The sequence below is a fragment of the Janthinobacterium sp. UMAB-60 genome (assembly GCF_900095235.1).
Lineage (GTDB): Bacteria > Pseudomonadota > Gammaproteobacteria > Burkholderiales > Burkholderiaceae_D > Janthinobacterium.
Window position 1 is genome coordinate 129309 of sequence record NZ_LT607495.1, and the last position, 23518, is coordinate 152826.

At 64.9% G+C, this 23518-nt stretch carries 27 protein-coding genes; 19 read left to right on the forward strand and 8 right to left on the reverse strand.

Going from position 1 to position 23518, the window contains the following annotated elements; genetic code table 11:
• Positions 1-58: 58 nt before the first annotated feature.
• Positions 59-586, forward strand: a complete 528-nt coding sequence (locus K0F86_RS21200; RefSeq protein ID WP_219136168.1) for a dihydrofolate reductase family protein — start codon at positions 59-61, stop codon at positions 584-586.
• Here K0F86_RS21200 and K0F86_RS21205 read toward each other — a convergent pair.
• Positions 583-1386, reverse strand: a complete 804-nt coding sequence (locus K0F86_RS21205; protein ID WP_219136169.1) for a metallophosphoesterase family protein — start codon at positions 1384-1386, stop codon at positions 583-585. The two genes, K0F86_RS21200 and K0F86_RS21205, sit on opposite strands and share 4 nt — an antisense overlap.
• Positions 1387-1511: 125 nt before the next feature.
• Here K0F86_RS21205 and bla point away from each other — a divergent pair, with 125 nt between their 5' ends.
• Positions 1512-2456 (forward strand): subclass B3 metallo-beta-lactamase, encoded by a 945-nt coding sequence (gene bla / locus K0F86_RS21210; RefSeq protein ID WP_219136170.1) that lies wholly within the window; start codon positions 1512-1514, stop codon positions 2454-2456.
• 19 nt (positions 2457-2475) lie between these two features.
• Positions 2476-2604, forward strand: coding sequence for a hypothetical protein (locus tag K0F86_RS27680; protein ID WP_257572285.1), 129 nt, complete (start codon positions 2476-2478; stop codon positions 2602-2604).
• Here K0F86_RS27680 and K0F86_RS21215 read toward each other — a convergent pair.
• Both K0F86_RS21215 and K0F86_RS21220 read right to left on the reverse strand, forming a co-directional pair.
• Positions 2601-3404: a metallophosphoesterase family protein gene (locus K0F86_RS21215; protein WP_219136171.1), complete on the reverse strand. Its 804-nt coding sequence runs from the start codon at positions 3402-3404 to the stop codon at positions 2601-2603. The genes K0F86_RS27680 and K0F86_RS21215 overlap by 4 nt on opposite strands.
• Positions 3405-3450: 46 nt before the next feature.
• Positions 3451-4356, reverse strand: a complete 906-nt coding sequence (locus tag K0F86_RS21220; protein ID WP_219136172.1) for a LysR family transcriptional regulator — start codon at positions 4354-4356, stop codon at positions 3451-3453.
• Positions 4357-4475: 119 nt separating this feature from the next.
• Here K0F86_RS21220 and K0F86_RS21225 point away from each other — a divergent pair, with 119 nt between their 5' ends.
• Together K0F86_RS21225 and K0F86_RS21230 are read left to right on the forward strand one after the other, a co-directional pair.
• Positions 4476-5342, forward strand: coding sequence for a pirin family protein (locus tag K0F86_RS21225; RefSeq protein ID WP_219136173.1), 867 nt, complete (start codon positions 4476-4478; stop codon positions 5340-5342).
• A gap of 56 nt (positions 5343-5398) precedes the next feature.
• The gene (locus tag K0F86_RS21230) at positions 5399-6100 is read left to right on the forward strand and encodes an isochorismatase family protein (RefSeq protein ID WP_207780966.1); all 702 of its coding nucleotides are present in this window, start codon (positions 5399-5401) and stop codon (positions 6098-6100) included.
• Positions 6101-6106: 6 nt separating this feature from the next.
• On the opposite strand, the gene K0F86_RS21235 is transcribed toward K0F86_RS21230, so the two are convergent.
• A complete protein-coding gene (locus tag K0F86_RS21235; RefSeq protein WP_219136174.1) occupies positions 6107-6868 on the reverse strand; it encodes an ABC transporter substrate-binding protein in 762 nt (253 codons plus the stop codon).
• A 136-nt stretch (positions 6869-7004) separates the two neighbouring features.
• On the opposite strand from K0F86_RS21235, the gene pnuC reads away from it, so the two are divergent.
• Positions 7005-7595: a nicotinamide riboside transporter PnuC gene (gene pnuC / locus K0F86_RS21240; protein ID WP_219136175.1), complete on the forward strand. Its 591-nt coding sequence runs from the start codon at positions 7005-7007 to the stop codon at positions 7593-7595.
• Positions 7596-7926: 331 nt separating this feature from the next.
• Entirely contained in the window at positions 7927-10494 is a 2568-nt protein-coding gene (locus K0F86_RS21245; RefSeq protein ID WP_219136176.1) for a TonB-dependent receptor, read from the forward strand.
• A gap of 2 nt (positions 10495-10496) precedes the next feature.
• Here the strand turns inward: K0F86_RS21245 and K0F86_RS21250 are convergent, their stop codons facing one another.
• Entirely contained in the window at positions 10497-11303 is an 807-nt protein-coding gene (locus tag K0F86_RS21250; RefSeq protein ID WP_219136177.1) for a response regulator, read from the reverse strand.
• A gap of 12 nt (positions 11304-11315) precedes the next feature.
• A complete protein-coding gene (locus K0F86_RS27685; protein WP_257572286.1) occupies positions 11316-11444 on the reverse strand; it encodes a hypothetical protein in 129 nt (42 codons plus the stop codon).
• 140 nt (positions 11445-11584) lie between these two features.
• Here K0F86_RS27685 and K0F86_RS21255 point away from each other — a divergent pair, with 140 nt between their 5' ends.
• The 3 genes from K0F86_RS21255 to K0F86_RS21265 are packed head-to-tail and all read left to right on the forward strand — an operon-like array spanning position 11585 to position 12732.
• Complete coding sequence (locus K0F86_RS21255; RefSeq protein ID WP_219136178.1) at positions 11585-11911, forward strand: hypothetical protein; 327 nt, start codon at positions 11585-11587, stop codon at positions 11909-11911.
• Between the two features lie 12 nt (positions 11912-11923).
• Complete coding sequence (locus K0F86_RS21260) at positions 11924-12154, forward strand: hypothetical protein (protein ID WP_219136179.1); 231 nt, start codon at positions 11924-11926, stop codon at positions 12152-12154.
• A gap of 20 nt (positions 12155-12174) precedes the next feature.
• The gene (locus K0F86_RS21265; protein ID WP_071080157.1) at positions 12175-12732 is read left to right on the forward strand and encodes a helix-turn-helix domain-containing protein; all 558 of its coding nucleotides are present in this window, start codon (positions 12175-12177) and stop codon (positions 12730-12732) included.
• Between the two features lie 197 nt (positions 12733-12929).
• Here K0F86_RS21265 and K0F86_RS21270 read toward each other — a convergent pair whose 3' ends face one another.
• Together K0F86_RS21270 and K0F86_RS21275 are read right to left on the reverse strand one after the other, a co-directional pair.
• Positions 12930-13583 (reverse strand): FMN-binding negative transcriptional regulator, encoded by a 654-nt coding sequence (locus K0F86_RS21270; RefSeq protein WP_219136180.1) that lies wholly within the window; start codon positions 13581-13583, stop codon positions 12930-12932.
• Positions 13584-14045: an OsmC family protein gene (locus K0F86_RS21275; protein WP_219136181.1), complete on the reverse strand. Its 462-nt coding sequence runs from the start codon at positions 14043-14045 to the stop codon at positions 13584-13586.
• A 111-nt stretch (positions 14046-14156) separates the two neighbouring features.
• Here K0F86_RS21275 and K0F86_RS21280 point away from each other — a divergent pair, with 111 nt between their 5' ends.
• From K0F86_RS21280 to K0F86_RS21320, 9 genes are all read left to right on the forward strand, one after another.
• Entirely contained in the window at positions 14157-15641 is a 1485-nt protein-coding gene (locus K0F86_RS21280; protein WP_219136182.1) for a PLP-dependent aminotransferase family protein, read from the forward strand.
• A 38-nt stretch (positions 15642-15679) separates the two neighbouring features.
• Positions 15680-16243: a DNA-3-methyladenine glycosylase I gene (locus K0F86_RS21285; RefSeq protein WP_219136183.1), complete on the forward strand. Its 564-nt coding sequence runs from the start codon at positions 15680-15682 to the stop codon at positions 16241-16243.
• Positions 16243-17874 (forward strand): FAD-dependent 5-carboxymethylaminomethyl-2-thiouridine(34) oxidoreductase MnmC, encoded by a 1632-nt coding sequence (gene mnmC, locus K0F86_RS21290; protein ID WP_219136184.1) that lies wholly within the window; start codon positions 16243-16245, stop codon positions 17872-17874. The genes K0F86_RS21285 and mnmC overlap by 1 nt, the downstream gene beginning before the upstream one ends.
• Positions 17875-18088: 214 nt before the next feature.
• The gene (locus tag K0F86_RS21295; protein WP_219136185.1) at positions 18089-18586 is read left to right on the forward strand and encodes a rhodanese-like domain-containing protein; all 498 of its coding nucleotides are present in this window, start codon (positions 18089-18091) and stop codon (positions 18584-18586) included.
• Positions 18587-18605: 19 nt separating this feature from the next.
• Positions 18606-19592 carry a serine O-acetyltransferase EpsC gene (epsC, locus tag K0F86_RS21300; RefSeq protein ID WP_219136186.1) on the forward strand — a complete coding sequence of 329 codons (987 nt, stop codon included), beginning with the start codon at positions 18606-18608 and terminating at the stop codon, positions 19590-19592.
• A gap of 7 nt (positions 19593-19599) precedes the next feature.
• A complete protein-coding gene (locus tag K0F86_RS21305) occupies positions 19600-19824 on the forward strand; it encodes a helix-turn-helix domain-containing protein (RefSeq protein ID WP_086147172.1) in 225 nt (74 codons plus the stop codon).
• Between the two features lie 113 nt (positions 19825-19937).
• Positions 19938-20867, forward strand: coding sequence for a family 2A encapsulin nanocompartment shell protein (locus K0F86_RS21310; protein WP_034753448.1), 930 nt, complete (start codon positions 19938-19940; stop codon positions 20865-20867).
• Positions 20842-22632 (forward strand): family 2A encapsulin nanocompartment cargo protein cysteine desulfurase, encoded by a 1791-nt coding sequence (locus K0F86_RS21315; RefSeq protein WP_219136187.1) that lies wholly within the window; start codon positions 20842-20844, stop codon positions 22630-22632. The genes K0F86_RS21310 and K0F86_RS21315 overlap by 26 nt, the downstream gene beginning before the upstream one ends.
• Before the next feature lie 157 nt (positions 22633-22789).
• Entirely contained in the window at positions 22790-23509 is a 720-nt protein-coding gene (locus K0F86_RS21320) for a sensor histidine kinase KdpD (protein ID WP_219136188.1), read from the forward strand.
• The last annotated feature ends 9 nt before the right edge of the window (positions 23510-23518 follow it).

Here is a 23518-nt window from a genome sequence, read left to right on the forward strand (position 1 = left end):
AGTTTTGGCGGTTTCATGGGCATAATTCTACACTGTAGAATTAAATCAAGGAGCACCCATGCAAAAAACTTTCGTCAGCGTTTTTCTCGGCATCAGCATCGACGGCTGCATCGCGGGAGAAAACGGCGACCTGTCCTGGCTGGCCGAGCTGGCCCCCGACTCGCCCGACGCCACCGGCTACACGGCCTTGATGGAGCAGGTCGATACCCTGCTGATCGGCCGTACCACGTATGAGGCCGTGCTGGGGTTCGAGCCTTGGCCGTATGCGGGCAAGCGCGTGGTGGTATTGAGCCACCGCGCCTTCGCGCCGCGCCATGGCGAGCAGCGCCGCGAAGGCGGCGTGCGGTCAGTGCTGGAGGCGCTGGCAGGGGAGGGCTGCCGCCACGTGTATCTCGATGGCGGCGCCGTCATCCGCGCCGCCTTGCGCGAGGGCGTCATCGACAGCCTGACCTTGTCCGTGCTGCCCGTGGTGCTGGGCAAGGGCGTGCGCCTGTTCGATGACGCGCTGCCGCGCAGCGACTGGCGCCTGGACGGCACGCGCCAGCTGCCCAGCGGCGTGGTGCAGCTGCGCTATGCAAAGCGTTAAACCGCGTCGGCCAGTTCGACGATGAAGCCTGTATCAAAACGTTCGTTTTCCGGCGTGCCGTCTGGCCGCTTGTAGCCGCAGGGGTTGCACACGACGCGGCACCCGCCTATCTGGTAGTCGAGCGAAGCGTGCATGTGGCCATGCACCCACAGGTCCGCCTGCGCCACCATTTCGTCCAGCTGCGAGGCGAACGCTGGCGAACCCAGGTTCGTCGCGTATTGTTCTTCCACCGACAGCATCGATGGCGCCATGTGCGTGATGACGACGGTCTTGCCGGCGAACGGTTGCGCCAGTTGCCCGGATAGCCAGGTCTTGTGCCGCGCGTGCAGCAGGGCCGTGTCAGTGGCGCACAGCAGGCGCGGCGCGTCGCCGCCCGTGCTGATGCGCTTGTAGTCGGGCATGTAGGCTTGCGCCGCGTTTAGCGCTTCTTCCCGGCGCTCCGCGCCGAAGAGTAAAAAATCCGTCCACAGAGTGACGCCGAGGAAGCGCACGCCGTTCAAGACCACGGCGTCGCCGTCGAGCAGGCCGATGTTGGCGCCCTGCGCATTGGTGCTGGCACAGGCATCGCGTACGGCGTCCTGCATGTGTTCGAGCTGGTGGCCATAGCCCTCGTGATTGCCGTGCACGTACAGCACGGGCAGGGCGCCGAAGGTACGCGCGGCCCAGGCGATGGCATGGTTGCCCGTAGCGATGTCGCCGGCCAGGATCACCACGTCGGGGCGGCTGGTGGCAAGGTCGATGGCGGGCGTGTCGTCACCCCAGACTTCCAGGTGCAGGTCGGACAGGATCAGCAAACGCATGGCAATAGGGGAGCAGTGAATGGGCCTCTATCGTAGCGCAAGTCGCCGCGTCCGTCTGCTTGACCGCGCAGGGTGGCGACGTTACCCTATGGCATCGATTACCACACACTCATTCCTGGAGCCGCATGCCGCCTTTCTTCCTTCCCAAGACCTTGCTGAACATCGTGCTGGCCGCCATGGCACTGCCGTTGACGGCGCATGCCGCCACGCCCGCCATCGATCCCCTGACGCAGCCGATCGCCTCGCCGTATGCGGCGCAGTGGAACCGCCCGCAGCAGCCGGCGCGCATCCACGGCGACACGTATTACGTGGGCGTGGGCGGTCTGAGCGTGGTGCTGATCGACACGCGCGACGGCTTGATCCTGATCGACGGTGCGTTGCCGCAATCGGTGGCCGCCATCAAGGAGCATATCCTCGAGCTGGGCTTTCGCCTGCAAGACATCAAGTTCATCCTGAGTACGGAAGCGCATTTCGACCATTCGGGCGGCGTCGCCGCCCTGGCCCGCGACAGCGGTGCGCAAGTGGTCGCCAGTCCGCTCGGAGCGCAGGCGCTGCGCGCGGGATCGGTGCTCGCCATGGACCCGCAAGCGGGCGAAATCGAGCCCATGCCGGCCGTGGAAAACGTGCGCGAGATCGCCGATGGCGAAACCCTGCAACTGGGCGACGTGACCATCACGGCGCGCTACACGCCCGGCCATACGCCGGGCAGCACCAGCTGGACCTGGGTCTCGTGCGAGGATGCGCAGCGTCAGGACTGCCTGAACGTGGTGTTCGGCGCCAGCCTCACGCCGGTGGCGGCCGACGATTTTCACTACCTGGGCGATGAACGCCATGCGGACCTGACGCCGGCCTTCCGCCGCGTCATGCAGGACTTCGCCAAACTGCCGTGCGACATCCTGATCTCGGCCCACCCCGACCACTCCGGCGGCGACGGCAAGCTGACGCAATTGCTGCAAGGCGTCACGCCGAATCCCTTCATCGATGCGCAGGCGTGCAGCAATTACGCGGCCAGGAATGAAGCCAAGCTCGATGCCCGCATCGCCAAGGAAAAGGCGGCTGCGACAAAATAACAACGTTGGCGCATGCGCCATGAAAATCAAAGTGAACGCCACGCCCAAGCCGCGCAACCCGCTGGTGGCCGCCGCCAGGCTGCGCGGCGGCGCCGGCAAGCACCGCCTGCAGCAATGGCTGGCGGGACGCCTGAAACCCGAGGATTAACGCGGGGCCAGCGCGACGATGAAGTTCGGATCAAAAGCGGGATTTTGCGGCGTGCCGCTGCGCGTCTTGTAGCCGCAGGGGTTGGCTACGACGCGGCACTGGCCGATGCGGTAGTCGCGCGAGACGTGGAGGTGGCCATGCACCCACAGGTCCGCCTGCGCGGCCAAGTCGTCCAGGCGCGATGCATAGGCGGGCGAACACGCCTCGCTGCCGTACGCATCATCGACCGACAGCAGCGACGGCGCCATGTGGCTGATGACGACGGTGCGGCCCTCGAACGGCTGCGCCAGTTCGCGCGCCAGCCAGGCTTTTTGCTGCGCGTGGAACATGGCCGTGTCGGCTGCGCGCAGCTTGCGAAAGCCCATGTTGGCCAGGCGGATGCGCTTGTAGTCGTTCATGACGGCTTCCGCGTCGCGCATGGCCGCCTGGCGCGTATCGTCGCCCAGCAGGCGGAAATCCGTCCACAGGGTGGCGCCCAGGAAGCGCACCTGCTTGCCGGCCTGGTCGGTGATGACGTGGCTGTCGGCGTCGAGAAAATGCACGTTGTCCGTGGCGGCGCAGGCGCTGCGCAGCTCCTGGCGCACCTTGTCCAGATGGTGGCCATAGCCTTCGTGGTTGCCATGCACGTACAGCACCGGCAGTCCCGCAAACGCGCTGGTAGCCCAGGCGACGGCGCGGGTGCCTGTGTCGATGTCGCCGGCCAGGATCACGGCGTCGGGACGGCTGAGCGCAAGATCGCCTTGCGGCGCATCCTCGCGCCATAACTCATGGTGCAGGTCAGACAGAATCAATAAACGCATGCGGTATCCAGGCGATTCGGGAGTACGCCATCGTACCTGAAAACCGTCACTCTTCCTCCAGCGCGGCGAAGCTGTGCGCCAGGTAGTCGATCAGCGCGCGCACGGCCGGCAGCAGGCCGCGCCGCGACGGGAAGACGGCGTGGATGATTTCGCGCTGCGGCCGCCACTGCGCCATCAGCGGCAGCAGGCTGCCATTGGCCACCTGTTCGACGATCATCATGGTCGGCAGCTGCACCACGCCCACGCCGGCCACGGCCGCGTCGCGCAGGGTCAGCATGTCGCCCGTGACGAAGCGCGGCGTATGCCGCAGCTGGGCGCGCGCGCCATCCGGGCCGTACAAATCCCATTGGTAGTGCTGTTGCGGCGTGCCCAGGGCCAGGCTGGGCCAGTCGGCCAGGTCGGCCGGCGCTGTCGGCCTGGCGGCGTCGCCGAACAGCAGCGGGCTGCCCACCATGCACTGGCTGCGCTCGGCCAGCACGCGCAGCACCAGGTCGCTGTCGGGCAGCGGCGGCGGACGCACGCGGATGGCCACGTCGATGCCTTCGGCCACCAGGTCGACGCGGCGGTTGCTCGCTTCGAGCAGCAGGGTCACCTGCGGATGCTCGCGCATGAAGCCGGCCAGCATGGGCGCGACCAGGGAGTGCAGCAGGGCGATGGGGCAGGACAGGCGCACCGTGCCGCGCGGCGCCGCCCGCGTCAGCTCGATCGCTTCCTGCGCCGCTTCCGCTTCCACCAGCATGGCCTTGCAATGCTCGTAAAACGTTTGCCCCACGTCGGTGACGGAGAAATGCCGCGTCGTGCGCTGCAGCAGGCGCGCGCCGAGGCGCTCTTCCAGCAGCGCGATGCGCCGGCTGAGTTTGGATTTCGGCATGCCCAGCGCGCGTCCGGCCGGCGCGAAGCCGCCATGGTCGACCACCTGCACAAAATAATACAAATCGTTCAGATCCTGCATGCCGCCTCCTTGATCGTTCTATTTTTGGAACGCTGATGGCGAATTTTACCGTCTACCGCCTCTATCGTTGCAAGCGTATTCTGTTTCCATCGTAATGCAAACCCCAACAGGAGATCGAGATGAACACAGTCACAGGTATCTACAGCGCACCCCGCCAGCACTGGGTAGGCGACGGTTTCCCCGTGCGCTCGATGTTTTCGTACACCGGCCATGGCAAGCAGCTGAGCCCCTTCCTGCTGCTCGACTATGCCGGCCCCGCCGAATTTGCACCCGGCACGCGTCCGCCCGGCGTCGGTTCGCACCCGCACCGCGGCTTTGAAACGGTGACCATCGTCTACAAGGGCGAAGTGGCGCACCGCGATTCGACGGGCCAGGGCGGCGTGATCGGTCCCGGCGACGTGCAGTGGATGACGGCCGGCGCCGGCATCCTGCATGAGGAGTTTCACTCGCCTGCCTTCACGCAGTCGGGCGGCACGCTGGAAATGGTGCAGCTGTGGGTGAACCTGCCGGCCAAGAACAAGATGACGGCGCCCGGCTACCAGGCCATCACCAGCGACACCATTCCCACCGTGGCGCTGCCCGATGGTGCCGGCGCGGTGCGCGTGATCGCCGGCGACTTCGACGGCCAGCATGGCCCGGCCCGCACGTTCTCGCCGATGCGGGTGTGGGATGTGCGCCTGGCGCAGGGCAAGCTGACGGAGCTGCCGGTGCACGCCGGCTGGAGCACGGCGCTGATCGTTTTGCACGGCACGCTGCTGGTGAATGGCGAGAGCGTGGTGCGCGAAGCGCAGATGGCGCTGTTCGGGCGCGATGGCGACAGCATCACCGTCGAGGCGAACAGCGATGCCGTGGTGCTGCTGCTGAGCGGCGAGCCGATCGATGAGCCCATCGTTGGCCACGGTCCCTTCGTCATGAACACCGAAGCGGAAATCGCGCAGGCGTTCGAAGATTTCAACAGCGGCCGCTTCGCCCGCATCGCTCCGTAGTCATTTTATGCAGTACCCATGCCGCATCCCGCGGCATGGTTTTTCAGGAGACCACCATGAGCACCCCCGCCAACTTCCAAGGTTTGCCACCGATGATCGATCCCGACGACGCCGTCATGCTGCTGATCGACCACCAGAGCGGCTTGTTCCAGCTGGTGCGCGACATCGAGCAGCATGTGCTGCGCGGCCACGTCACGGCGCTGGCCAAGCTGTCGCGCCTGGCCAACATGCCGACGTTTACCACCGCTTCCGTCCCCGACGGCCCGAACGGCCCCTTGATCCCGGAAATCCACCATTTCAACCCGGACGCCGTCTACATCCCGCGCACGGGCCAGATCAATGCCTGGGACAATCCGGCCTGGGTCGAGGCCATCGAAAAGACGGGCCGCAAGACCCTGCTGATCGCCGGCACGCTGACCAGCGTGTGCATGGCCTTTCCCACCATTAGCGCGCTGGCGGCCGGCTACAAGGTGTTTGCCATCATCGACGCCTCGGGCAACTGGTCGAAGATGGCTACCGACATCACCATGGCGCGCGTGACGCAGGCTGGCGCCGTGCCGATCGATACGTATGCGGTGCTGGCGGAAGTGATGAGCACCTGGAACCGCGCCGATGCGATGGAATTCGCCGCCATCATGACGGACCACATCGTGCCGCCGTACCGCGCGCTGATCGAAAGTTACGACAAGGCGCAGGGCGTGCAAAAGAATGGCCGCGAGACGAAGCTGGAAATCCTGGAAGCGGCCAGCAAGGGCTGATCGCCGCTACGGCGCTTCATAGCGGGCACGTATCGCCGCCAGCACGCCACGCTGTTCCAAGTGCGTGATGGCGGCGTTCAGGCGCGCCAGGTCGTCGGCGCTGGTCGTGCGCGCGTTGAGCATCAGGTGCACGGGGGCGCGCAGGACCAGGAAGGGCAGGGTGTTCAAGGCAACGCCCTGCAGGCGCGCTGCGTGGCGCACGGCCAGCACGTCGCCCAGCAACAGGTCGGCGCGGCCCGCGTCGAGCATGAGGATGCCCTGCCGGAAGCTGCCGAAGGTATTCAGGCGGCCGGCCTTTTCCAGCGCCGGCCGGGCCGCCGCATAGTCTGCCCCATACCAGCCCACCTTGGGCGCCAGCAAGGTCGACTTGCCGCGCGCGAGCTGGTCGAAGCTGCCGACTTGGCGCTGCGCGGCGTGCGTGCCGGCCTTGCTGAAGAGGCCCACGGTTTCATCGCGGTAGCTCACGCTGAAACGCGCATACGCATGGCGCTCCGAGGTGTCGGAGGCGGCGGGCAGCAGGTCCAGTTCGCCTTTCTGGAACAGCAGCTGGCGCCGCGCCGTGGGCAGTTCCGGCACGCTCAGCAAGGTGCAGCGCGCTTCCTTGAAAATGGCGCGCAGCAGCTCCAGGTCCAGCCCCGTATAGTTGCCTTGTGCATCGCGATACAGGTAGGGCGGCCATTGCTCGAGCGCCATCGTCATGCGGCAGGCCTGGGCGGGCAGGACGCTGCCGAGCAGCATTGCCGCAAGCAGCACGTGGCGCAAGCGCATGGAACATCTCCGCAGTGGTTCAGGGGTACTGTTTGCCAATTTGCCAGAATGGCCACGGAAGTCAAGCAGTGCATGGCTGGTTGCGGATATCAAATGGGCTATAGTGGCGGCCTGCCTTCATTCTAAGGAAATCCGCTTGACTCCCCCGCTCGAGATCGCCGCCAATGTCTTGATGACTGCTTCCATCATCCTGGCAGGACGCAATAATATTCATTCCTGGTGGATCGGCATCGTCGGCTGCGTGCTTTTTGCCGTGCTGTTTTTCCAGGTTAATCTGTATGCCGACGTGATGCTGCAGCTGTTTTTCATCGTCACCTGCGTCATCGGCTGGCTGCAATGGCGGCGCGGCGCCGGCGGCAAGCCGTTGCCGATCACGCGCACGGGCTGGCGCAGCCTGGCCTGGGTGGTGCCGGCCGGTATCGCCTCCGTGGTCATCTACGGCATGCTGCTGCATCGGTTTACGAATGCCTACGCGCCGTTCATCGATTCGGCAGTGTTGGTATTTAGCATCATCGCCCAATTCCTGCTGATGAGCCGGCGCATCGAGACCTGGGCCTTCTGGCTGCTGGTCAACACCGTGGCCGTGCCGCTGTACTACAGCCGCGGCCTGCACCTGACGGCCGTGCTGTATGCGGCCTACTGGGTCAATGCGCTGATTTCCTGGTACTGGTGGGGCGTGCAGGCGCGCCGCGCGGCGGCCGCGCCGCAGGCGATGGCCGACGCCTGATATTGCCAAACGCCAAGTCCTTAGATTCAAATCGTATATACAATCAATTTTTAATTCGTTCACGCCATAAAGACACCGGGATATAGTGGCCTTTCCCCGCTTACCGGTGTCTTTTATGTTGCGCTTTAGTCTTTCTGCCTGTTTTTATGCCGCCCGGAACCAGCTGACCATGCCATGCATGGTGCAGTCGATGCCGGTGCGTGCCCGTCCACGCATCCCCTAAGTCATTCCCATTCAGCTCGTTGTCGTTTGCCCGCTGGCCTACCCGGTCCGCGTGCCCCTGCTCGGCCTTTTTTATCGGAAAAAGGCTCAATCCCAATAAGAGGAAACCATGTTCAAACCACTCGCCATCAGTCTTGCCATCGCCGCCGCTTTTCCCGCGTTTCCCACCCTTGTCCATGCCGAAGAGGAAATGGCGAGAGTCAACGTCACCGGCTCGAATATCCGCGTCAGCGAAAAGGAGGGCGCCAGCGCCGTGCAAGTCATCACGGCCAAGGAATTGAAAGCCAGCGGCAAGACCAGCGTTTCGGATGTGCTGCGCGCCATCTCCGCCAACAGCGGCAACAGCTACAACGAACAATATACGGGCAGTTTCTCGGCCGGCACGTCGGGCCTGTCGCTGCGCGGCATCGGCCAGCAAAACACCCTGATCCTGGTGAATGGCCGCCGCGTGGCCAGCTACGCCACGGCGCAGGATTTGCAGCAGACCTTCGTCGATCTGAACAGCCTGCCGATGGCGGCCGTGCGGCGCATCGAAGTGCTCAAGGATGGCGCTTCGTCCGTGTATGGCTCCGACGCCGTGGCCGGCGTGGTCAACATCATCCTGTACAAGGAATTCACGGGCACGGACATCACGGCGCAATGGGGCGGCTCGACGCAAGGCACGGGCCAGCACGAAAAGAGCGCGGCGCTGCAAACGGGCTTCGGCAAGCTGGAGGAAGATGGCTACAGCGTGGTCTTCTCGGTCGATGCCCAGCAGCGCGACAAGCTGCAGCAAAGCGACGTGGCGTGGCTGCGCGATGCCGATTTCCGCCAGCAGCAGCGCGGCAGCCTGGGCTGGAACGTGACGAATTACGCGGGCACCGATCCCACGCAGACCCTCGGCGGCGTGCGCGGCCCGCTGCAGCTGGTGCCGTACAGCGCCATCAACCCGGACGGCGCGGGGCAGGTGCTGGCCTATAATCCGTCGCCCTACGAAACCCTGATCCCCGGCATCCAGCGCATCCACTCCTCGCTGCGCGGCACCGTGAAACTGAACGCGGACACGGAAGCCTATGTCGACCTGCTGCACAGCTATTCGCGCGCCGACCAGACCTTCAGCGCGCCATTGACGGTGAGCAGCTCGCTGCGCGCGTGGAACAACGGCACCAAGCGGCTCGACACGATTCCCGTGGTGCTGCCCGTGGGCCATCCGAACAATCCGGGCGCGACGCCCCTGCCGTTCACGGCGACCCTGTTCGACCTGGGGCCGCGCCTGAAGCAGGACAAGGTGACGTTCTACCGCGCGCTGGCGGGCGTCAAAGGCACCCTGGCGGGCTGGGACTGGGATACGGCCGTGGCCCATTCCAGCAGCAAGCTGGAGGAGACGGTGCAGAACTTCGTCAACCGCTACGAATTCCAGAAAGTGCTGGCCGACGGCAGTTATAACTTCTTTGACCCATCGCAAAACAGCGAAGCGGTGCGCAACCGCCTGCGCCTGTCGACCCTGCGCCCGGCCGAATCGACGCTCGACACGCTCGACTTCTCGGCGGCCAAGGATATCTGGAACCTGCCGGCGGGCCCGCTGGGCTTTGCCGCCGGCTTTCAATGGCGCCGCGAAAAGATGGATTCGCAAACCTCGACGGCCGTGCTGTCGGGCACGGAACTGCGTCCGGCGCTCAATATCATCGAGGGTTCGCGCAGCGTGTCGGCGCTGTTCGCCGAATTCAATGTGCCCGTGGTGAAAAACCTGTCCGTCAACGTGGCGGGACGCGCCGACCATTACAGCGATTTCGGCAATGCATTTTCGCCGAAGGCCAGCGCCCGCTATCAGGCGGCGCCATGGCTGCTCTTGCGCGGCACCGTTTCGCGCGCCTTCCGTGCCCCGTCGCTGCCGGAAATCACCGACAGCACGGCTGTCAGCTATACCGGCGTGATCGATCCGCGCGACCCGTTGACGCCGACGCTGTCGCGCGGCGTGACGGTCATCACCATCGCCAATCCGGCGCTGCGCCCCGAGCGTTCGAAAAACCTGAACCTGGGCGTGGTGATTTCGCCCACCAGCAGTTCCAGCATCGGCCTCGATTACTACCGCATCCGGCAGGAAGGCGTGATCGGCACGGAAAGCGCCACCACCACCCTGGACAATGAATTGACGTCGCCGGGAAAGGTCGCGCGCGGCGCCGATGGCCGGATCACGACCCTGTACCGCCAGTTCCGCAACCAGGGCCAGCGCGATGTGTCGGGCATCGATCTCGACCTGCGCCAGCGCTTCGTCGACCAGGACTGGGGCAAGCTGACCCTGGCCGGCCAGCTGAGCCGCGTGCTGCGCTTTGCCGAGCCGCTGTCCGATGGCGCGCCGCTGACGAACGGCGCCGGCACCAATTATTTCGGCTCGATTCCGAAATGGCGCGGCGTCACCTCGGCCACCTGGGAGCAGGGTAAATGGTCGTCCACGCTGACCTGGAACTACGTGGGCAGCTATGCGCAACAACAGCACCTCGATGAATCGGTGGCCGCTTTCAGCACCTTCGACGTGACCAGCAGCTGGCAGGTGACACCCAAGGCGAACGTCACCTTCATCGTGCAAAACCTGGCCAACAAGCGCGCGCCGTGGGATTACTCGGCTTCGGGCTTCGATTTTACCCAGAGTGACCCGCGCGGACGCTTCGCGTCGCTCAAGCTGAACTACAAGTTCTAGCGTTAGTGTCCGTTGGCCGCCTGCCGCTGCCCCGTCTGCTCCTGCAGGCGCTGGCGGTAGGCGCTGGGCGTCACGCCCATGCGCTCGCGGAAGGCGGTGGCGAAGTTGCCCGCGTTGTGAAAGCCGATCAGCAGGGCGATATCCTGCACGTCGATCTCCGTCTGCTGCAGCAATGCCACGCCGCGGGCGATGCGCGCTTCGCGGATGAAGGCAAACACCGTCATGCCCGTCTGTTCGCGGAACATCAGGGTCAGCTTTTCGCGGTAGGTGCCCACGCTGCGGGCGATGTCGGACAGGTTGGGCAGGCTGCCCAGGTTGTCGAGTATGAGCTGTTTGACCGCATTGACGAACACCAGGTCGGGATGCTGCTGGCGCTCGCTGGCGGGGACCGCGATGGGTAAGGTGCTGTTGCTTTTACGCATCAACCCCAGGTGGATATGAATGCGCGCGGCCAGTTCTTCCGGCGTGAACGGCTTCGAAATGTAGTCGACACCGCCCACCTGCAAGCCCATGATGCGTTCCTTGGCGGCATCGGCGCCGCTGAGAAAGATGACGGGTATCTGTTCCGTTTCAGGATTGGCCTTGAGCAATCGGCATGCCGTGTAGCCATCCATCTCGGGCATGCGCACGTCGAGCAGGATCAGGTCGGGCAGCGTGGCCAATGCCAGCTGGTAGCCCTGGTAGCCGTTGAACGCGATGCTGAAACGGTAGGGCTGCTCACTGAGCAGCTCCATCAGCATGCGCTGCTCGAACGCGGAATCATCCACGATCAAGATGTTCTTTTTGACGGTTTCGCTGGTCAATGGCATGGCATGGATGACTTAACCAAAAAGCAAGTTGTGGCTTATTATGCCTCGCTTTTTCTTTTTTTTCTGTTTTTCTCGTGTTTCAAAAGAGGTTTCTCCGCCAGAAGAAGCGGCGATTTCCCAGATCGCTAATAATTCACCCATGCATTGACTTAAAGCAATGTCGATTATTAAAAAATCTGTTTTGTAAATGCGGCAAAAAACCGACGCCCTCAGGTTCCTGGCTCCCGGCGCTGATATTTTGTTGTCCTGGTTTGCGTGCCCCAAAAAACGCCGGCAATACCGTGACTATCCTCGACGTCCTTCATATTGACGGGCTCATTAATGATGTTCCATCATCAGGAGGTATCATGTTGCGCGTTATTTCCCCCCACCTTATCGTTGCCGCCAGCGTCGCTGTCGCCGGCACGGCACTGCTGCCGCGTGGCGCCGACGCGGCCGTGTATCTGAACGGCAGCGCCCATATCCCCGTTGACCAAAGTCAGGGTGTACTGGCTACTGCCGTGAACGTCAATACGACCGTGAGTGTGGCCCGCACCAATAGCACCCCGTATAACGCACCGGCGCCCGACACCTGCAAGTCGAGCATCGCGGCCACCGTTGACTGTTAAGCCAGGCGCTGCGTGAAGGCCGGTTCTGCTTCCCTGACGCTCAACCTCCGCCGTGTGCGTGCCGAGGCTGGCCCCGTCGCGCAGGCAAACACCTATCGCGTGTTCATCGATGAGGTCAGCCGTGACGATGAGCCGGGCCGCATGATGCATATCGGATCAGCAGCAAAAGGCGTGACTGACTTTGTATTGGATCGTACTGATGTTTTCGTGTTGCAACTGAGATTTTTTCGATTGTTGTGTTGAATCAATGTGAGGAGATGGTCATGAAACATACCAACTTTAATAATTTGCCTTGCCCGATTGCCCGCAGCCTGGGCAAGGTGGGCGAATGGTGGAGCATCCTCATCCTGCGCGAAGCGTTTTATGGCAAGACGCGCTTCGACGAATTTGAAAAAAGCCTCAAGATCGCCCCCACCATCCTGACGCGCCGCCTGGCGGACCTGGTGGAGGGCGGCTTGATGACGCGCCGCCTGTATTGCGCCAAGCCGCCCCGCTACGACTATGTGCTGAGCAAGTCCGGGCGCGCCTTCAAGCCCGTCTTGCTGGCCTTTATCGCCTGGGGCAATGAAAACTTCGCGCCGGAAGGCGCCAGCCTCGTCATCGCCAGCCGCGACACGGGCCTGGCTGCCGATCCCGTGCTGGTCGACGCCATGACGGGCTTGCCCATCAATGATGAGTACTACGCGTTCGCGCCGGGGCCGGCCGCCAGCGACAGCATGCGCAGCATTATCCTCGATGCGGAAAAGAGCAGCGGCATCGCACCCAAACCGAAGCCAGCGCCAGCCAACCGGGGCTGGGTGGCGGAAGGGCATCTGGCCTGAGGTGCGACGGCAGGCGAGCAGCAAGTTTGGCGCACAGCGCCGCCTACCCGGCAGGCGAGATCCGCGCCCAGCTCAAGCCATAGCCGGCCACCGGCGTTTCCCCCGAAACCTCCTTGGGCCGCGCGAGCGGCCTTTTTTTGCGCCAGCGGATGCTGCACGGGCGCACGCTGCTGCCGCTGGCCGCCCATCGGCGGCCGTCAGCTGGCTGACTTGACGTTGGCGGCGATCAGCGCGCCCAGCGCCTGTGCCGCGCCGGCTTGATGGCCCAGCGCCAGGCCATGCGCCATGCTGGCCTGATCTTGCAGGCTGCGGTTCTGCCCCAGCTTCCATTTGCCCGTGATGCGCGTGAGGGGAATTTCGATGCCGACGATGGCTTTTAACAGCTTGTCGATATAGTCGGCCGGCGCATCGCTCACCCGCCACGGCGTGGCTTGATCCGCCTCATGGCGCGCCGTCAGCCGCTCCACCAATCCCAGCAGCCATGCCGCGTCGTCGATGGCGCGCAGGGGGCCGTGCGCGTGCACCACCGCATAGTTGAAGGTGGGGACTTCTTTGCCGCTGCGCTGCTTTTCCATATACCAGGCGGGCGTGATGTAGGCGTGCGGCCCCTGGAAGATCACCATGCATTCATCCTCTTCGCCAGCCGCGCGCCACAGCGGGTTGGCGCGTGCCACGTGGGCGCGCAGGATGCCGAATGGGGCGTCAAGCGTGGGCGCGGCGATCTCGAACGGCAGATGGTCGGCGCACAGGCCATCGGCGCCGTGGCGCACCAGCGCGCCCAGCGGATGCGCATCGATCAGGCCATGCAGCACGTCGAGGCGTTCTTCGCGAAAGCTGGCGGGCGTGTACATCTAGGCGACTCCTTCCACGACCACGTCGGCCGTCAGCGAGTTGGCGATGTAGCAGCGCTCGTGCGCGTCGTGGTGCAGGGTAGCCAATGCCTCGCGCGAGGGCGGTGTTCCCGCAAAGGCGATGCGCGGGCGCAGCACGATGCGCGTCATGGCCAGGCGGCCCGCGGCATTTTTTCCCAGCTCGCCGACGGCGTCGTCGCGGTAGTCGTCGATGACGTAGCCGCGCTGCGCTGCCAGCGACAGGAAGAACAGCATGTGGCAGCTCGACGTGGCGGCCACCAGCGCCTCTTCCGGGTCGATATTTTCCGCCACCGACATGGGCAGCGGCACGGACAGGGGCGACGACGAGGCGGGTACCGTCAGGCCGCCGTCGAACTGCCATGCATGGCCACGGCTGTAGCGCTGACCGGCGAAATCCTGGCCGTCGCGTTGCCAGGCCACGGTGGCGAAAAACTGATGCATGGGTGCTCCACGGGAGTAAGAGGGGATGCGTCATCTTAGCGCCAGTCTTGGCTATTTAAAATAGCCAATAAGTGCTATCTTGAAGCTACCAATTCAAGAGCCTTCCCCGCCATGCCAGCTTCCCACCTGAACCAGATCATCGCCGCCTTGCCGCTGCAGCGCGGCGCCAGCGAGCCGCTGTTCCGCCAGCTGTATGCGGCCATCAAGGCCGCCATCCTCGATGGCCGCATGAGTCCCGGCATGCAGCTGCCGCCCACGCGCGACTTTTGCCGCCTGCTGGCCGTGTCGCGCCAGACGGTGCTCAATGCGTATGCGCTGCTGACGGCGGAAGGCTATCTCGATGGCGCCGTGGGGCGCGGCACCTTTGTATGTCGCGACGTGCCGGCCCCTGTCGCAGCCTCGGAGACAGCGGCACCGGGACTGCTGCGGCCCCTGTCGGCACGCGGCCAAGGCGTGCTGGCGGCCATGCGCCAGGTGGCGTTCCACCGGGGCCCGCTGCGCGCTTTCCGCGTCGGCATGCCGCGCATCGACCATTTTCCATTTGACGTGTGGAACCGCCTGGAAGCGCGGCGCTGGCGCCGGCCCGACCACCAGTTCGGCTACAGCGACCCGGCCGGCTACCTGCAACTGCGCGAGCTGCTGTGCGTGTACCTGAAGGCGTCGCGCGGCGTCCAGTGCACGCCGCAGCAGATCGTCATCACCTCCGGTTCGCAGCAGGCGCTGTTCATGCTCTCGACTATTCTGCTGGCACCGGGCGACGCTGTGTGGATGGAGTCGCCCGGCTACCGGGGCGCCAGCGGCCCCTTGCGCGCGGCCGGCGCGCGCGTCTTTCCCGTGCCCGTCGATGCGCAGGGACTGGACGTGGCGTATGGCGTGGCGCACTGTCCGCAGGCGAAGCTGGCCTATGTGACGCCGTCGCACCAGATGCCGCTGGGCGTGAGCATGAGCCTGCCTCGCCGCCTGGCCCTGCTGGCCTGGGCCGCGCAGCACAAGGCGTGGCTGGTGGAAGACGATTACGACAGCGAATACCGCTATACGGGCGCGCCGCTGGCGTCCCTGCAAAGCCTGGACCGCGATGGCTGCGTGGTCTACGTGGGCACTCTGTCGAAAGTGCTGTTCCCCGGCCTGCGCCTCGGTTACATGGTGGCGCCGCCCGCGCTGGCCGAAGCGCTGGTGCAAGCCAAGGCCGTGATGGACCGCCACACGGCCATCGTGCCGCAGATGGCGCTGGCGGACTTCATCGCCGAGGGCCACTTTGGCCGGCATATCCGCCGCACGCGCGACAGCAATGCCGAGCGGCGCGACCTGCTGGTGCGCGGCATTGCGCGCGAACTCGACGACCAGCTCGCGTGCGGCCCGGCCGACAGCGGCCTGGAATTGTGCGCGTATTTTCGCGGCGGCCATGATGAAGAAACGGTGTCGCGCGCGGGGCTGGAGCGGGGCATCGAACTGCGCCCTCTGGGGCACTATGCCGACCCTGACGCCGGTGCCGCCTGCGCCACGCCGCCCGGGCTGTTATTGGGCTTTGCCGCCATTCCCCCGGCAGAGATGGCGCACGGCTTGCAGGAACTGGGGCGCCTGCTGCGCGGCCGATAAACTATACTGGTGCTTGCCTGCACACGAAGAATCCGACCATGACCACCATCCGCTGCTCCTGGGCCAATCCGGCCAATCCCCGCTACCTTGATTACCACGATACGGAGTGGGGCGTTCCCTGCCACGACGAGCGCCGGCTGTTCGAGATGCTGAACCTGGAAGGCGCGCAGGCTGGCCTGAGCTGGGAAACCATCCTGAACAAGCGCGATACCTACCGCACCGCTTTCGATGGCTGGGATGCGGAAAAGATCGCCGCGTATGGCCCGGACAAGGTGGCGCAGCTGCTGGCGGACCCCGGCATCGTGCGCAACCGCCTGAAGGTGGCGGCCGCCATCACGAATGCGCAAGCCTATTTGCGCCTACGCGCGCAAGGCCAGACCCTGGACAGCTTTTTGTGGGCGTATGTCGATGGCCAACCCATCGTCAATAGCTGGCAACCGGGCGCATTCCCCGCCAAGACGGCCTTGTCCGACACATTGTCGAAAGACTTGCTCAAGCTGGGCTTCAAGTTCGTCGGCTCGACCATCGTCTACGCTTACATGCAGGGTATCGGCATGGTCAACGACCATGCGCCGACCTGCTTTTGCCGCGCGGGGCATTGATGCGCCGCGCGCTGGTCCTGCTCGACACGGATTTTGACGGCGCCCGTTTGCGCGCCGCCTGTGCGGCGCATGGCGGACGGCGCCTGCATTACATCGCGCTGGCGCCGCGTCCCGTCGATGCCAGCCACTTGCCCGAGCAGTGGCGTGCACAGTGGCCGCTTTGCGTGCCGGGCCTGCACCGCATGGTCTCGCACGACGGCCTGGTCACGCTCGATGTGCTGATCGGCGAACCCGATGCCTGCCTGGCGCAATTGTCGGCGCGTGTCGATGAAGTGCTGCTGGCCTGGGTGCCTGCCGCCATGGCGGTGCTGGCGCGCCTGATGGTCGATGGCGGCCAGCTGCATGCGGTGCACCTGGACGAGGCACAGCGCGCGGCGCTGCAACAGAATGGTTTTGTCTTCGACGAAAGCCGCTTGCGCGCCGTGTTCTATGCGCGGCGCGCAGAGCACGTGGCCGTCACCGTACCCGAGCGGCGCGCCATCGTCATCGGCGCGGGCGTGGCCGGCGCGGCCGCCTGCGAACGGCTGGCCGCGCGCGGCTGGAAGGTGACCCTGATTGAACGCCACGCGCAGCCAGCCGGCGAGGCGTCGGGCAACCTGGCGGGCATCTTCATGCCGCTGATGTCGAAGGATGACAATATCCCCACGCGCCTGGTGCGCGCCGCCTACCTGTACTCGCTGAACCGCTGGAAAGACCTGGGCGGCATCGGTACCGCCATCGAGGGTGCGCAAAGCGGCGTGCTGCACCTGGCACGCGATGGCGCGCATGCGCAGGTGCAGCGGCAGATCGCCGCCAGCGGCCTGTATCCGCGCGAATTCGCCCGCTGGCTGGAAGCGCCCGAAGCGAGCGCCATGCTGGGCGCGCCGGCGCCCGATGGCGCCTGGTGGTTCGCACAGGGCGGCTGGGCGCGTCCATCCTCCGTCTGCGCGGCCATGCTGGACGCCTGCGGCGCCTTGCTCACGCGGCGCTTCTCCAGCAGCGCCCTGCGCCTGGAACGTGGCGATGGCGAATGGCTGGTGCGCGATGCGGACGGTGCCCTGATCGCGGCGGCACCCACCGTCATCCTGGCGACGGGCACGGGAGCAGTCGATTTTGAGCAGGCGGCCGGTCTGCCGCTGGACGCCGTGCGCGGCCAGGTCACGCACCTGGCCGAAGGCAGCTTGCCATCGCTGCCGTTCGTCGTCTGCCGCGAAGCCTACATGACGCCGGCGCACCAGGGCGTCGTTTGCGTGGGCGCCAGCTACGACGCGGACACGGACGCCAAGCTGCGCCCATCGAACCAGGAAGACAATATCGCGAAGATCGCCGCCATCCTTGGCGTGACCCCGTTTGAGGCGCCGCTGGCCGGGCGCACGGGCTTTCGCTGCATGGCAGCGGACCGCCTGCCGCTGGCGGGCGCCTTGCCCGATCCCGGCGTGCCAGGCCGCTGCGAGCGCCTGCGCAACGTGCCGCGCTGGCCCGGCCTGTTTGGTTTGCTCGGTTACGCTTCGCGCGGCCTGATCTGGGCGCCGCTGGCGGCCGAGCTGCTGGCTTGCCAGCTGGAGGGGGAGCCGTTGCCGCTGGAGCGCCAACTGGCCGAGGCGCTTGATCCTGCCCGGTTTTTATTGCGCGAGCGCCGCCGGAACGCCTGAAAAAGTCCATGGCGTTGTTGTCGTGCCTCGCCGTACATTCGTACTGTCTTCGGCACTCCGCCTAGCCCTGGGCATTTTCAGACGTTCCACACCTTGATTTCTCCATATACGTTTTTCAGCTTTCCAAACTCTTTTTAATTTGTTTTCCGAACAACATAAGTTCGCTACAGTGGACTCGTGCTGGTTTTTGACGACGGAATAAAGAGGTGGAACGATGGCTGCTGCAGAACTGATTTTCGATCCCCGCGCCGTGCATGGCGAGGCGGCGTTTGACGAAGTACTCCATCTCGCGCGCGCCCAGGCGCAGGCCCAGGGCTTGCCGTATGCGGGCATCGTCAGCGCGCAGGATGCATGGCAGCTGGTGCAGGCTGGCAAAGCCGTACTGGTCGACGTACGCACCAACGAGGAACGCACTTTCGTCGGCTACGTGCCCGCCTCGCTGCACGTGGCGTGGGCCACCGGCACGGCCATGAACCGCAATCCCCGCTTTACGCGCGAACTGGAAGCGAAGGTGGGCGGCAAGGATGCCGTCGTGGTGTTGCTGTGCCGCAGCGGCAAGCGCTCGGCCCTGGCCGCAGAAGCGGCCGCCAAGGCGGGTTTCACGCACGTCTTCAATATCGCGCAAGGCTTCGAGGGCGACCTCGACGAACAGCAGCAGCGTGGCCACAGCGGCGGCTGGCGCTGGCATGCGCTGCCCTGGCTGCAAGATTAAATCTCTTCCCGGGACCACCATGAACCAGCGAGCCCTTCCCCCCGCCCCCCTTGCCGCGCAGCCGCAATGGGAACTGCGCCAGATCGTCGATGAATTGCGCGCCGTGCGCGCGCAGTGGCGCGAAGGATTGGCCAGCAGCCAGGAGTGCGGCGCGCGCGAATTCCCGTCGCGCCAGCACTTGCACGATATCATCAAAGCCTTGTGCGCGGCCCTGTTCCCCATGCGCCTGGGGCCTCTCGATCTGCAGCAGGAGAGCGAGGATTTTTTTGTCGGCCACACGCTCGACACGACGCTCACGGGCTTACATGAACAGGTGCGGCGCGAACTCAGTTACCACGCGCGCCAGCACGGCTTGCAGCAGACGGTCTCGATCGAACAGCAGGCGCTGGCCATCGTGCAGCGCTTCGCCCGCGCGCTGCCGCGCATCCGCGCCCAGCTCGATACGGACGTGGCGGCCGCCTTCCATGGCGACCCGGCCGCGCACAGCGTCGATGAAGTGCTGCTGTGCTATCCGGGCATCCTGGCCATCATCCATTACCGCCTGGCGCACACCTTGTATGCACTGGGCGCGCCGCTGGTGGCGCGCATCATCGCCGAAGTGGCCCATTCGCAGACGGGTATCGACATCCACCCGGGCGCCATCATCGGCAGCGGCTTTTTCATCGACCATGGCACGGGCGTGGTGATCGGCGAGACGGCCATCATCGGCGAACGGGTGCGCATTTATCAAGCCGTCACGCTGGGCGCCAAGCGCTTTCCCGCCGGCGCCGACGGCGTGCTGAAAAAGGGACTGGCGCGCCACCCCATCGTGCAGGACGACGTGGTCATCTACGCGGGCGCGACGATCCTGGGACGGGTGACCATCGGCCAGGGCTCCGTCATCGGCGGCAATGTCTGGCTGACCCGCAGCGTGGCGCCCGGCAGCCATGTCACGCAAGCACACAACCAGCAGGAAGCAGCGGATTTGCCGGCGCCATCGCACCCCGCTTTTGCCCATCACCCATGAGGACAGCATGTTGATCAAACAGTTTGGACTGGCCGTGCGCCAGTTGCGCGAAGGGCATGGCTGGTCGCAGGAGCGGCTGGCCGAAGCGGCCGACTTGAACCGCTCGTTCATCGGCGAAATCGAACGGGGCGCCGCCACGCCGTCGCTGCTGACGGTGGAAAAGCTGGCCATCGCGCTGGGCGTCGGCCTGGCGGGATTGATGGCCCGCTGCGAGCCGGAGCTGGTGGATTAGGTCGATGAAAACGCCACGATGATGGCGATAGCATGTTGAGAGATCAGGGGAGACGCTTGATACTTTATTTGTTTTTCAGATAAGCATATTCACTTTTCTCATCAGGAGTAGTCATGGCAGAAGCAACAGAGAGCCAGTTCGCGCTGGGCGATAACGCCGCGCGCCAGCTGGCCAATGCAAGCAAGAGCGTCCCCCAGTTATCCACGATCACGCCGCGCTGGCTGGTGCACCTGCTGCAATGGCTGCCCGTGGAAGCGGGTATCTACCGCCTCAATCGCGTGAAAAATCCGAAGGACGTGCGCGTGGCCTGCTCGCAGCGCGACGAGTCGGAACTGCCGCAAACCTTCGTCGACTACGACGACCAGCCGCGCGAGTATTTTCTCAATGCCGTCAGCACAGTGCTCGACGTGCACACGCGCGTGTCGGACCTGTACAGCAGCCCGCACGACCAGATCAAGGAGCAGCTGCGCCTGACCATCGAGACGATCAAGGAGCGCCAGGAAAGCGAACTGATCAACAACCCCGATTACGGCCTGCTGGCCAGCGTGCACGACGACCAGCGCATCTTTACCCTGACGGGCGCGCCCACGCCGGACGACCTCGACGAACTGCTGACGAAAGTGTGGAAGGAACCGGGCTTTTTCCTCGCGCACCCGCTGGCGATTGCCGCCTTTGGCCGCGAATGCACGCGCCGCGGCGTGCCGCCACCGACCGTCAGCCTGTTTGGTTCGCAGTTTTTGACGTGGCGCGGCGTGCCGCTGGTGCCGTCCGACAAACTGCCCATCGAAGACGGCAAGACGAAGATCATTTTGCTGCGCGCGGGCGAACAGCGGCAAGGCGTGATCGGCCTGTTCCAGCCTGGCCTGGCGGGCGAACAAAGCCCGGGGCTGTCCGTGCGCTTCATGGGCATCAACCGCCACGCGATTTCGTCCTATCTGATTTCGCTGTATTGCTCGCTGGCCGTGCTGACCGACGATGCGCTGGCCGTACTGGAAGACGTGGAGATCGGTAAATACCATGACTACCCAGACACCTACAAGTGATGGCGCGGCGGCCCTGTCGCCGTCGTCCCTTTTGCCCGACGAAGCGACCCTGAACCGCCTGGCCGGTGAATTCTTTGCCCGTTTGCCGGGCTTGGACAAGTCGCCCAGCCTTGGCGGTTCCGGCAGCGTGCTCGATGCGGTGCCCCGCTACGTGAACCGTCCGCCGCCGCAGCCCGGCCCTTCGTTCGCCGCCATCGCCCCCGGCGTGGCGACGGCGCAAGTGCCGCCCGTGACGGCGCCCCTGGAGTCGCCGATTGCGCCGGCGCCGGCTTCCGTGCCGACGCCACGGCTGTCCGCCCTCGGTGCGCCGTCGCCCTACTATTTTGTCGGCGGCGCGCATGGCTATCCCGCATCGCACGACAAGCTCGATGGCCTGGCGCAGCAGGGACTGGGGCAAGCCGCTCCTGACGACCTGCGAGGCCTGTTTGCCACGCCGCAGCGCTCGCCGGCGCGCCAGCTGCCCGTATCGCCAGCCAGTGGCCAGCCCGCGTTCTATTTCCAGACCGAGCTGCCTGCGCGGCAGCAAGGGCATGGCCAAACCCCCGCGCCATTCGACGTGCACGCCGTGCGGCGCGATTTTCCCGTGTTGCTTGAGCGCGTCAACGGCAAGCCTTTGGTGTGGTTCGACAATGCGGCCACCACGCACAAGCCGCAATCGGTGATCGACCGCATATCGTATTTCTATGCACACGAGAATTCGAACATCCACCGCGCTGCCCACGCATTGGCAGCGCGCGCCAGCGATGCGTACGAGGCCGCGCGCGCCAAGGTGGCGAGCTTTCTGGGCGCCGCTTCGCCCAATGAAATCATCTTCGTGCGCGGCGCCACGGAAGGCATCAATCTGATCGCCAATACCTTCGGCCGAAAATACATAGCCAGCGGCGACGAGATCATCGTCTCGCAGCTTGAACACCATGCCAATATCGTGCCGTGGCAGCAGCTGGCGGCGGAAAAGGGCGCGACACTGCGCGTGATTCCCGTCGACGACAGCGGCCAGATCATCGTCGATGCATTCCGAAAGCTGCTCAACGGGCGCACCAAACTGGTGTCCGTGACGCAGGTGTCGAATGCGCTGGGGACGGTGACGCCCGTGGCGCAGATCATCGCGCTGGCGCATGCGGCCGGCGTGCGCGTGCTGGTCGATGGCGCGCAAGCCGTGTCGCACCTGCGCGTGGACGTGCAGGCGCTCGGCGCGGATTTCTATGTGCTTTCGGGGCATAAAGTGTTCGGCCCGACGGGCATCGGCGCCGTGTATGGCAAGGCGGACTTGCTGGAGCAATTGCCGCCATGGCAAGGCGGCGGCAACATGATCGCCGACGTGACGTTCGAGCGCACCGTCTACCAGGGCGTGCCGAACCGTTTCGAGGCGGGCACGGGCAATATCGCCGATGCCGTGGGCCTGGGTGCGGCCATCGATTATGTGCAGCGCATCGGCCTGGACAACATCGCTGCCTACGAGCACGCGCTGCTGGAATACGCCACGCACCACCTGCAGACGATTGCCGGCGTGCGCCTGATCGGCACGGCGCTGGACAAGGCCAGCGTGGCGTCGTTCGTGCTGGCCGGCTACGAGCCGGCGGAAGTGGGGCGCGCCCTGAACGACGAGGGCATCGCCGTGCGCTCGGGCCACCACTGCGCCCAGCCGATCTTGCGCCGCTTCGGCGTGGAAGCGACGGTGCGGCCATCGTTCGCCTTCTACAACACGTATGAGGAAATCGACCGCATGATCGCGGTGGTGCGCCGCCTGGCGGGTGCGCGCCGCTGATCTTGCCTGCTTGTCAGGCCAATGCCGCCCTTGCGCCAGCGGGGGCGGCATTGTTGCGTCAGGTCACGGACTTTGCGCGTGCCTGGCTGGCGTCCGCAGGCTGGCGGTATAATTTATCCTTGGCAATATTCAAGCTGCGTCCCCAAGGAGATACCCGGTGGAAAATCAACACAGCTCGCCCGAGCTTTTCCTGTTCCTGGCGTCGACCGTGCACGACATGAAAAATTCGATCAGCGTCGTCAGCGGCACTTTGGAGTCGCTGCTGGCGGCCGAGCAGGCCAAACCCGCGCCCCAGGCCGACCCCGCCTACCTGCAGATGGCGCAGATGCTGTACCAGACCAAGCGCCTCAACGATAACCTGATCCAGCTGCTGGCCCTGTACAAGGAAGTGGGCAAGCCCGGCTACCCCTTCGACGTGCAGCCGCAACTGGTGAGCCAGGTCATCGACCAGGTGGTGGACCAGGAAAAGATCCTGCTGGCCTCGAAAGGCATCCGCCTGCAGACGGCGTGCCTGGCCGAGCTGATCTGGACCCTCGATGAAGACCTGGTCATCGGCGTGCTCGCGCATGCCATCAACAACGCCATCCGCTACACGAAGGACACGATCCGCCTGTCGGTGCAGGAGCACGACAATATGCTCGAGCTGCGTGTGGAAGACAATGGCGAGGGCTACTCGCAGGCGCTGCTCGACGCGGGCAGCGCGGCCATGGATGGCATGGCGGCCGGCGTGAACTTTTCCACCAACAGCACGGGACTGGGCCTGTATTTCTCCAGCGAAGTGGCGAAAATGCACAAGCACCGGGGCAACAGCGGCAGCATCGCCCTGGAAAATGGCGGCGCGCTGGGCGGCGGTTGTTTCATCCTGCGCCTGCCCTGAACGAGGATG

Coding starts and splice junctions, on each gene's coding strand:
- K0F86_RS21315 (WP_219136187.1), top strand. CDS start 20,842: ATGACTACCCAGACACCTACAAGTGATGGCGCGGCGGCCCTGTCGCCG.
- K0F86_RS27680 (WP_257572285.1), top strand. CDS start 2,476: ATGAAAATCAAAGTGAACGCCACGCCCAAGCCGCGCAACCCGCTGGTG.
- K0F86_RS21295 (WP_219136185.1), top strand. CDS start 18,089: ATGGCTGCTGCAGAACTGATTTTCGATCCCCGCGCCGTGCATGGCGAG.
- K0F86_RS21200 (WP_219136168.1), top strand. CDS start 59: ATGCAAAAAACTTTCGTCAGCGTTTTTCTCGGCATCAGCATCGACGGC.
- K0F86_RS27685 (WP_257572286.1), bottom strand. CDS start 11,444: ATGGGTGAATTATTAGCGATCTGGGAAATCGCCGCTTCTTCTGGCGGA.
- K0F86_RS21205 (WP_219136169.1), bottom strand. CDS start 1,386: ATGCGTTTGCTGATCCTGTCCGACCTGCACCTGGAAGTCTGGGGTGAC.
- K0F86_RS21275 (WP_219136181.1), bottom strand. CDS start 14,045: ATGCATCAGTTTTTCGCCACCGTGGCCTGGCAACGCGACGGCCAGGAT.
- K0F86_RS21215 (WP_219136171.1), bottom strand. CDS start 3,404: ATGCGTTTATTGATTCTGTCTGACCTGCACCATGAGTTATGGCGCGAG.
- mnmC (WP_219136184.1), top strand. CDS start 16,243: ATGCGCCGCGCGCTGGTCCTGCTCGACACGGATTTTGACGGCGCCCGT.
- epsC (WP_219136186.1), top strand. CDS start 18,606: ATGAACCAGCGAGCCCTTCCCCCCGCCCCCCTTGCCGCGCAGCCGCAA.
- K0F86_RS21265 (WP_071080157.1), top strand. CDS start 12,175: ATGAAACATACCAACTTTAATAATTTGCCTTGCCCGATTGCCCGCAGC.
- K0F86_RS21285 (WP_219136183.1), top strand. CDS start 15,680: ATGACCACCATCCGCTGCTCCTGGGCCAATCCGGCCAATCCCCGCTAC.
- K0F86_RS21245 (WP_219136176.1), top strand. CDS start 7,927: ATGTTCAAACCACTCGCCATCAGTCTTGCCATCGCCGCCGCTTTTCCC.
- K0F86_RS21220 (WP_219136172.1), bottom strand. CDS start 4,356: ATGCAGGATCTGAACGATTTGTATTATTTTGTGCAGGTGGTCGACCAT.
- K0F86_RS21225 (WP_219136173.1), top strand. CDS start 4,476: ATGAACACAGTCACAGGTATCTACAGCGCACCCCGCCAGCACTGGGTA.
- K0F86_RS21250 (WP_219136177.1), bottom strand. CDS start 11,303: ATGCCATTGACCAGCGAAACCGTCAAAAAGAACATCTTGATCGTGGAT.
- K0F86_RS21280 (WP_219136182.1), top strand. CDS start 14,157: ATGCCAGCTTCCCACCTGAACCAGATCATCGCCGCCTTGCCGCTGCAG.
- K0F86_RS21270 (WP_219136180.1), bottom strand. CDS start 13,583: ATGTACACGCCCGCCAGCTTTCGCGAAGAACGCCTCGACGTGCTGCAT.
- K0F86_RS21235 (WP_219136174.1), bottom strand. CDS start 6,868: ATGCGCTTGCGCCACGTGCTGCTTGCGGCAATGCTGCTCGGCAGCGTC.
- K0F86_RS21230 (WP_207780966.1), top strand. CDS start 5,399: ATGAGCACCCCCGCCAACTTCCAAGGTTTGCCACCGATGATCGATCCC.
- K0F86_RS21305 (WP_086147172.1), top strand. CDS start 19,600: ATGTTGATCAAACAGTTTGGACTGGCCGTGCGCCAGTTGCGCGAAGGG.
- bla (WP_219136170.1), top strand. CDS start 1,512: ATGCCGCCTTTCTTCCTTCCCAAGACCTTGCTGAACATCGTGCTGGCC.
- K0F86_RS21310 (WP_034753448.1), top strand. CDS start 19,938: ATGGCAGAAGCAACAGAGAGCCAGTTCGCGCTGGGCGATAACGCCGCG.